Annotated in this window: 2 protein-coding genes and 1 riboswitch; both genes read left to right on the top strand. The window is 39.8% G+C overall.

The features are described 5' to 3' along the window. The first annotated feature begins 11 nt into the window (after positions 1–11). Positions 12–165, top strand: a riboswitch (molybdenum cofactor riboswitch). Further along, complete coding sequence (gene moaA / locus BZG79_RS15065; RefSeq protein ID WP_021022851.1) at positions 157–1128, top strand: GTP 3',8-cyclase MoaA; 972 nt, start codon at positions 157–159, stop codon at positions 1126–1128. (Overlaps the previous riboswitch by 9 nt.) A gap of 4 nt (positions 1129–1132) precedes the next feature. Further along, positions 1133–1717 carry a molybdenum cofactor guanylyltransferase gene (locus BZG79_RS15060; RefSeq protein ID WP_077774813.1) on the top strand — a complete coding sequence of 195 codons (585 nt, stop codon included), beginning with the start codon at positions 1133–1135 and terminating at the stop codon, positions 1715–1717. Positions 1718–1884: the final 167 nt, after the last annotated feature.

Below are 1884 nucleotides of genomic sequence, written 5' to 3'. Positions count from 1 at the left end.
GACTATAGTAAGACTTTAATCAACCCGAAGCACATTGTCGTCTACGTACAAGGTACACCCGTATTTGTATATGAGCAATGAGCCGTAGTATTTAGTGGATGCTACCGGGTTGGCTTGGGAAACCAGCCAGCCTCCCGGATTTGGAAAGGTGTTGACATGCTATATGACGCATTTGGTCGTAGGTTCGAGTATCTACGCCTATCGGTAACAGATTTATGTAATTTCCGTTGCAACTACTGCCTACCCAATGGTAATGATTGCAATGCTGGCAAAAACGAACTGTCACTATTTGAGATAGAAACTTTACTGCATGCCTTTTCTCTTTTGGGAACCTCTAAAATTAGAATAACAGGTGGTGAGCCAACATTAAGAAAAGATCTTTGTGATATCATCGCTATTGCTGCATCCACAAGTGGCATAAAGAAAGTGGCGATGACGTCTAACGCCTTTAATCTTCCCAAAACTCTACCTAAATATATCAAGTCAGGACTTTCAGCGTTAAACATTAGTGCTGACTCATTAAATCCATATCAGTTTCGAGCCATAACGGGGAAGCAAAAGCTGCACTCGGTCCTTGATACCATTGATCTCGCTCTAGATAGTGGTTTGGATAACGTGAAAATTAACACTGTATTGATGAAACAATACAACTTAGACCAGTGGGAACAGTTTTTAGCCTTTACAAAAGATAAGGAAGTTACTTGGCGTTTTATTGAGCTGATGCGTACCGGCGACAATAGCGATTTTCACCGAAGTCAACACGTAAGTGGACAGGTGCTGCAAAATCGTCTTATTGAGCAAGGTTGGAAAAAGACACAAAAAGAAGCGAATGCAGGTCCAGCAGATGAATACTCTCACCCTGACTATACAGGAAAAATTGGCTTGATCATGCCCTATAGTGAAGAGTTTTGTAAGTCTTGTAATCGACTTCGGGTTTCTTCTACCGGAAATTTACACCTATGTCTTTTTGCTAGTAGCGCATCAAGTCTTCGAGACAATTTGTGTCGAGGAGATATTGTTGGTACGAAAGAACAGATCGAAGCATTGCTCCAGTATAAGCGTGAGAGCCATTTATTACATCATGATAATAGTGGAATGACAAAAAACCTGGCGATGTTAGGCGGTTAGTATCATGAGCAATGATAAAGAGAGAAAGGTTGTCGGTGTGGTACTGGCGGGTGGCCTGTCTAAAAGGATGGGGGAAGATAAAGCACTTCTTGCTTATGGTGCCCAGCCCCTTGTTGAAAGACAAGCTACCATACTGAGACAGTCAATATGCGATGAGGTTATTATTTGCGCAGGTGAAAAAGAGTATAGCGATATACGCGATATATATTCAAATCGAGGTCCTTTGGGGGGTATTTATTCTGCAATGATTTATTTCCCTCAATCTATTCTCGTTTTTATACCTATAGACATGCCACTTATAACTTCATTGACAATAACCTCTTTGATTCGTGAAGTTAAGAAAAAAAATGAATCAAAAAAAATATCTAAAAGTAATGTTTTTCCTTTAGTTCTCATGAACAGTAAAAGAGAAAAAGAAATCATCAATCACGTTCTTAAGGAAAATAGAGAGCTTTCTGTTAATCGTGCGTGTGACAAACTCGCAGTCAGTTCAGGTGAGTTATGTGTCAATCATGATGAACTACACAATTGTAATACACCCGAAGAATGGCACTATGCGAAACACCTATTGGAGAGTATAAATGGCTGATCATACATCAAACTTTGTTCCTTTAAATGTAGCGGTGTTAACTGTTTCAGATACCCGAAAAAGCTGTAATGACACCTCAGGTAATTTTCTATCTTTATCGGTAAAAGAGGCCGGTCACCGTGTTAATGAACACCTAATCGTGCGTGATAGTATCTATGATATTAGAG

It is taken from the genome of Salinivibrio sp. MA427 (assembly GCF_001996115.1).
Lineage (GTDB): Bacteria > Pseudomonadota > Gammaproteobacteria > Enterobacterales > Vibrionaceae > Salinivibrio > Salinivibrio costicola.
Note: the sequence above shows the minus strand (reverse complement) of the source record. Positions and strands in the feature narration are given on the sequence as shown.